The 6329-nt window shown below is 67.3% G+C and carries 6 protein-coding genes; all 6 read right to left on the bottom strand.

Annotated features, from left to right (window positions below):
- Nucleotides 1-1122: cytochrome c oxidase subunit II (coxB, locus tag K2Z83_RS06925; RefSeq protein WP_220594450.1), on the bottom strand; the 1122-nt coding region annotated here is incomplete at its 3' end.
- Nucleotides 1123-1258: 136 nt separating this feature from the next.
- Complete coding sequence (locus K2Z83_RS06920) at nt 1259-2083, bottom strand: SCO family protein (protein WP_255603490.1); 825 nt, start codon at nt 2081-2083, stop codon at nt 1259-1261.
- Nucleotide 2084: 1 nt separating this feature from the next.
- Nucleotides 2085-2498, bottom strand: a complete 414-nt coding sequence (locus K2Z83_RS06915) for a hypothetical protein (protein WP_220594449.1) — start codon at nt 2496-2498, stop codon at nt 2085-2087.
- Nucleotides 2499-2511: 13 nt separating this feature from the next.
- A complete protein-coding gene (locus K2Z83_RS06910; protein WP_220594448.1) occupies nt 2512-3174 on the bottom strand; it encodes a cytochrome c3 family protein in 663 nt (220 codons plus the stop codon).
- A gap of 23 nt (nt 3175-3197) precedes the next feature.
- On the bottom strand, nt 3198-3803 hold the full coding sequence (locus K2Z83_RS06905) for a cytochrome c (RefSeq protein WP_220594447.1): 606 nt from the start codon (nt 3801-3803) through the stop codon (nt 3198-3200).
- Between the two features lie 71 nt (nt 3804-3874).
- Nucleotides 3875-6329 (bottom strand): 4Fe-4S dicluster domain-containing protein (locus tag K2Z83_RS06900; protein WP_220594446.1); only part of this gene is annotated, 2455 nt, incomplete at its 5' end.

The following is a 6329-nucleotide window of genomic DNA, read 5'->3' as shown; positions in this document are numbered from 1 at the left end:
GGGAAGGGCCAGGGGGGGGCTCGTCGCGACCGGCCCGCTGGCGGCGGTGGGCTCGCCGACGGGAACCACCGTGGGCACCGTCACGCCGGCCGGCGCCGTCCCGCCGCGGTTCGAGAGCGACTTGATGTAGGCGAGCAGCTGGTTGACCTGGTCCTCGCTGAGCTGGCCCTCGTAGGCCGGCATCACCGGCTGGTAGCCCTGCACCACCTGGGCCGCCGAGTTCAGGATCGACGTGCGGACGTAGTTCTCATCGGCCAGCACCGTGCTGCCGTCGGCGAGCTGCTGGTCGTAGCCGAAGACATTCTTCAGGCTGGGGCCGAGGCCGCCGCCGGCCATGACGTGGCAGCCCGCGCAGCCGAGGCTGGTGAAGAGCTGCTCGCCGGCCACCACCATCGGGTCGCTCAGGCTGGAGCCGATCTGCGGCTCGGACGAGACGCTGTTGGTGTTGACGAGCACCTGGCCGGCCTGGACACTGCCGTCGGGCATGATCACCTGGCCGGGCGTGGTGAGCCAGGCCTGATAGTCGTTCAGGCTCATCACCGTCACCGTGCCGCCCATCACCGAGTGCTCGGTGCCGCAGTACTCGGCGCAGAACAGGTGGTACTCGCCGGTCTTGGTGGCCTCAAACCAGAGCGTGGTGTAGCGGCCGGGCAGCACATCCTGCTTCACGCGGAAGGCCGGGATGTAGAAGCTGTGGATGACATCCTGCGAGGTCATGATCAGGCGCACGGGGCGGCCGATCGGCACGTGCAGCTCGTTATTCTCGCGCTTGCCGTTGGAGTGCTGGGTGTGCCACATCCACTGCTTGCCGATCACATAGACGTCGATCGCGTCCTTGGGCGGGGTGCGCATCTGCACGTACAGGAACGCGCCCCAGAAGAAGACGCCCAGCGCCAGGATCAGCGGCAGGATCGTCCAGGTCAGCTCCAGGCGCAGGTCAGAGGTGACCGGGTTCGAGCGGTCGACCTTCTGGCTGCGGTGGTAGCGGACGATCAGGTACAGGATGACGAAGGGCAGCACGCCGGCGAAGAGCATGCTCAGCGCCACGAGGACAAAGTAGAGCAGATCGGTCGGGCCTGCGAAGGTCGATGCCTGATCCGGGAAGAATTGAAATCCTTGCATACGCGCTTCCTAGTCTGCTGCCGGCAGCGCCGGCATCCTGAGGTGTCTGTTGGGGCGCAGCAGCGGTGGCCGCTGCTGCCTGTTGGGGGCGCAGCAACGGCGGCCGCTGCTGCGCCCTTACGGCAGATCCGGTAGATCAGCCCGCCTGGGGTGTCGGCCCGCCGGGCTTGCGGGCGAGCATCACGATCATCCCGATGATGCCGAGGACGGTGAGCACCCCGGCGACGCGGATGATCGTCATCACCAGGCCGGTGTACGAGCCGGTGGTCGGATCATAGTGGTAGCAGAGCAGGAGCAGCTGGTCGGTCAGGCCGCCGATCTTATTGTCCGACGACTCGACCAGGCCCAGGCGCAGGTCGCTCGGGTTAAACTCCACCCCGAAGAAGTAGCGCGAGATCAGGCCCTTGGGGGTGAGCACCACCAGGCCGGCGGCGTGGGCGTACTGGTCGATCGTCTCGTCGTAGACATAGTGGAAGCCGACCGCGTCGGCCAGCCGGTCGATCGAGTCCTGGGTGCCGGTGAGGAAGTGCATGCCATCGGCGGCCCCGTCGCGGCCATAGGTGGACAGCGTGGCGGCCTTGACGTTGGCCGCCATCATCGGGGTCTCCTGGGGGTCGATGCTGACATTCACCACCTGAAAGTCCGCACCGGCGTTCAGGGTCACGTCCTGGAGCGCGTCGACCATGCCCTTGCGCACGAGGGAGCAGAGCATGGGGCACTCGTAGTAGCTCAGCTGGAGGATCACCGGCTTGGCGCCGAAGTAGTCGCCGAGCTGCACGGTGCGGCCCTGCTCATCGACAAATGTCAGGTCGAGGGGCACCTGCGCGTCGAGGCGCTGATCGAACGAGACATCGTGCAGCGGGTCGGGCTTGCCGCCCTGCGCGAGCGCCCCGGACGGGGCGAGCGTAAGGGTGAGCAGCATGATCAGGCCAGACAAGACAAGACTGCGACGAAGGTTCATATTATTGCCCACCCACGCCGCGCTCTAGCACGAGCTCCATGGCCCGCTCGATCGGGATGTGCGCCTTGCCGGCCTGCTGATCATCCCAGCCGTAGCTCTCGATCCGCTTGGTGGCCTGCTCGACGATCAGGCTCCCATCGACGACGGGGTTCTGCTCCAGGCGCGGCGCGGGCGGCAGCTGGACCATCATCGCCGGGCTGGTCGGGACATCGTTGCCGGTGGCGGTCAGCGGGTTGCCGGTGGAGGCGAGCATGATGCCCATGACGATGAAGGACACAACGATCAGCACCCCGATGCCCACCGCCGAGAGGATGAGCGGGCCAGGGTTGGCATCCTTCAGCTCGTGGCCGACCGCGATGCTCTCCGGGTCGGCGCCGGGCTCATCGTGGCCGTGGCCGTGAGATGTTGTGCTCATACGCGCGCCCCTCCTAGCGATGGCAGATGTAGCAATTCGTGAGCCGGCCGTCGGTCGGGATCTTATAGTCGATCACCAGCTGCTGGCGGTCGGCCAGGGGCAGCGAGTCGACCGTATAGTCCACGTTAAAGACCTCATCGCGCGGGCGGATGTTCTGCGCCGGGTCGCGGTGGCAGCCGAGACACCAGCCCATATAGAGCGGCTGGGCCTTCGAGGTCAGCGCCATCGCGCCGATATTGCCGTGACATGTCGTGCAGCCGATGCCCTTGGCCACATGGATCGAGTGGTTAAAGTAGACGAAGGCCGGCAGGTCGTAGATCCGGTTCCAGATAATCGGCGTATCGTTCGCGTAGCTATCGCGCACCGGCTGGAGCAGCGGGCTAGTCGTCCAGACCTGCGAGTGGCAGGACATGCAGGTCTCGGTGGCGGGGAAGCCGGCGGTGGCGGCGCGCTCGACCGTGTTGTGGCAGTAGCGGCAGTCGATCTTCAGCTGGGAGACGTGGTGCGCGTGGCTGAAGGCGATGGGCTGGGCCTTGGCCACGCCGGCTTCGGTGTACCAGGGCGACAGGTAGAGCCCGATCAGCGCGGCGACGACCCCGAAGAGCAGCAGCGAGATCCCGATCAGGGTTACTCTGAATGTCGCGTTCGCAGTGCGCGAAAAAATCTGTGCAGGCATGTGCGCTCTCTATCTAGGGATTCCTACTCGCCCGCCTCGACCTGCGCCTGCTCCTCGGGGGAGAGGCTCGTGACATCCGTGCTCTGGCTGAGCTGGAGGGCGCGGATATAGGCGACCACGGCCCAGCGATCCTCGGGGGAGATGCGGCCGCCGTAGCCGTACATCCGGTTGATCCCGTTGGTCGCCACATCGAAGAAGTAGCCGACCGGCACGGTGCGCAGGCGGTCGTTATGGTACGAGGGCACCACCAGCGGGCCGCGGGCGGCGATCACGCCCTTGCCGTCGCCGAGCAGGCCGTGGCATGGCGCGCAGTAGGAGTTGAAGACCGCCCGCCCGCGGGCCAGCAGGTTGGCGTCGAGCGTGATCTCGGCCGGCAGCTCCGTCACCAGCTGGCCGTCCAGCTTGCCGGTGAGCAGCGCCGAGTCGGGGTTGAAGGTGCCCATCGACACGGTGTTCGGCACCGGCGGCCGCATGGCGCGCCCGTCCTGGAAGAAGTCGCTCGGCTGGTTTGGCTTGTACTTCGCCTGGTCGTACATGTCGATGTGACAGGCCGACAGGATCAGCAGCAGCGGCAGCCAGGCCAGGCGCGCGATACGGGAGATCGTTCGGTTGTGGGCAGCTCTCGCCATAATGTACTCGCTTCTAGGACTCGTGGTCGGGGCGCAGCAGCGCGGCGCTACTGCGCCCTTACAGAAGCCCGTCACCCCTCGCCGCCGCCGAGCGTCGCGTTCGGGTTGCGCATGCGAGCCAGGTAGCTCATGCGCGGCTGCGTGTTCAGATCATCGAGCAGCGTATAGTTGTGCGGCTCCTGCTTGAGCGTGGCCACCTTGCTCTGTAGGTCGTTCTTATCGCCGAAGGTGATCGCCTGGGTGGGGCAGACCTGCTGGCAGGCGGTGAGGATCTCGCCGTCGGCGATCGGGCGGTTGCCCTCAACCTGGGCCTTGATCCGGGTCAGGCTGATCCGCTGGATGCAGAAGGTACACTTCTCCATCACGCCGCGGGTGCGCACCGTCACATCGGGGTTGCGCATCAGCTTGAGGCTGCCGGTGTTGTTATCGCTGTACTGGAAGAAGTTAAAGCGGCGCACCTTGTAGGGGCAGTTGTTCGAGCAGTACTTCGTGCCCACGCAGCGGTTGTAGATCATGTTGTTGAGGCCCTCGGCGTCGTGGACGGTGGCGACCACGGGGCAGACCAGCTCGCAGGGCGCTTTCTCGCACTGCTGGCAGGCCATGGGCATCACATAGGTCTCGGGGTTATCGTAGTCGGCGCCGGCGAAGTAGCGGTCGATGCGGATCCAGTGCATCTCGCGGCCCATCGAGACCTCGTGCTTGCCGATCACCGGGATGTTATTCTCGGCCTGGCAGGCGATGGTGCAGGCGTTACAGCTGGTGCATGCGCCCAGGTCGATCGTCATCGCCCACTGGTTGCCCGTGCTGTAGTCCACCCCGGGCAGGAGCGAGTCGTACTCGTGGGAGGGGGTGCCGAACTCTTCGATGTGAACCTCGGCGGCGAGGTAGCCGGGCTCCTCCTTAAACTTCTCGATCTCGCCGACGCGGACGATATCGCGGCCCTCCATCGTCCAGTGGTCCTGGGTGCTCACCAGCAGGTAGGATCCATCGGTGGTGCGGGCGTTGGCGGCGGCGAACCAGAGGGCGTCGCTGGCGCGCAGGCTATAGACATTGAAGCCGGCGCCCTCGGCGACGCGGCCGCCGGCGCTGCGGCCGTAGCCCAGCTGCACCGTGACCGTGTCCTCGGCGTGGCCGGGGACGATCCAGACCGGCAGCTTGAGGCTGCGGTCGGCGACGATCAGCTCGATCATCGACCCGTTGATGTTGGTCAGCTTCTCCAGGGCGTGCTGGCGCTCGATATCGTCTGCGGCGCTGAGCAGGGCCGTGTTGTAGCTGCCGTTGGTATCGAGGTTAAACAGCTTGATCGCCGTCTTGACACCGATCAGCGCGGCGTTGTCCCAGGTCAGCTTGGTGATCGGCGAGGGCAGCTCCTGGAGCCAGCCGTTATTGGCGTAGCGCCCGTCGTAGATGGTGGGCGAGGCGCGAAAGATCACCTCGTAGCCCTCGGCGGCGGCGGGCGCGGCCAGGCTGAGGCCGCCGGCGAGGCCGACGCTGCGGGCGGGCAGGGTGCTGCCGGCCACGGTGCCACTGTTCAGGCTGCTCTTGAGGAAGGTCTCGAACTCGGCGTCGGGCAGGCCAGTGCGCTGCTTCCAGGCCGTCGCGACGATATCGTAGTCGCTGGCGGCCGTCTGCCCGAGCAGGTTCGCCATCAGCTCGCAGGGGCTGCGGCTGCCGTAGAGCGGCAGGATGAGCGGCTGGATGATCGTGGTCGTCCCGTCGAAGGCCCGCACATCGCCCCAGGACTCGAGGGCGTGGGACATGGGGATGAACCAGTCGGCCAGGGCGGCGGTCTCATCGGCGTAGGGGCCGAGCACCGCCGTAAACTTCGCCATCGCCATCGCCTCGCCGAAGGCCAGGTCGGCGGGGGCGGCGAAGGCCGGGTTGCTATCGATCACCACCAGGGCGTCCACCGCGCCGGCGCGCAGCTCGGCCGCCAGGTCGCGCAGGGCGGCGGTCTGGTCGCCGGGGCGGGCGGCCACCGGGTCGGTGTACTCGACCGTGGTGCCGACGGCGCCGAGCAGCGTGTTCAACACGTGGGCCAGGGCGTGGACGACCGGGGGCTGGCCCTCGCCGGCCAGCACCAGGGACTTGGCGCCGGCGGCGCGCAGGTCGTCGGCGATGGCGGTGACGAAGGGGCCGGCGGCCTCGGGGAGGCCGGCGGGCGCGGCGATGCCGGGGACGCCGAGGGCGCTGGCGACCGCGAAGGCGACCGCGGCCACCTGGCTGGCCTTCACCGGTAGGCGGTGGTCCGCGACGATGCCGGTGTTCGAGAGCACCGGCTCGATCGCATAGATCCGGCTCATCTCCGACTCGGCGACGCGGACGCTGCGACGGCCCATGGCGTCGCGGGCGTAGCGCACGCGGCCCGGCCCCTCGGTGAGAAAGTCGGCGTCGAGGGCGACCACCAGGTCGGCCTGGTCGAACCGGTAGCGCGGCTCAAGGTACTCGCCGAAGGCCAGCTTGGTGCCCTCGTAGGTGTTCGAGCGGCCGACCGGGTCATACTGCACCCACTTCGCGCCGGGGAAG

Origin of the sequence: Oscillochloris sp. ZM17-4 (assembly GCF_019599295.1) — a bacterium.
In the GTDB taxonomy this organism is placed as follows: Bacteria; Chloroflexota; Chloroflexia; order Chloroflexales; family Chloroflexaceae; genus Oscillochloris.
Note: the sequence above shows the minus strand (reverse complement) of the source record. Positions and strands in the feature narration are given on the sequence as shown.